This is a genomic window from Aeromonas genomosp. paramedia (assembly GCF_023093515.1).
Taxonomy (GTDB): domain Bacteria; phylum Pseudomonadota; class Gammaproteobacteria; order Enterobacterales; family Aeromonadaceae; genus Aeromonas.
In genome coordinates, this window is the sequence record NZ_JAAROG010000078.1 from 1 (window position 1) to 233 (window position 233).

The window sequence follows — 233 nt, forward strand, 5'->3', positions numbered from 1 at the left end:
GGTGAGGGGTAGCTCCCCCTGCAGCCGGTTGCGCCGATCGGTGACAAACAGCTTGTCGGTGTTCTCGGGGATCTGGCCGCGCAGGCGCAGATAGCGCTGGACGGTGGCCAGGGTCACGTCGGGCCGCACCGTGATGAGCTCGAAGTCCATCATGGCGCCGACCGTGTGCTTGCCGTAGCGGATCACCTCCCGCACCTTGTCCCTGTCCACCGGCGCCATGGAGGTGAGCAGCC

General features: G+C 67.4%; 1 pseudogene. It reads right to left on the reverse strand.

Features of this window, described 5'->3' with window-relative positions:
- Window positions 1-233, reverse strand: a pseudogene (locus HB860_RS22115) (magnesium transporter); the annotation flags it as partial.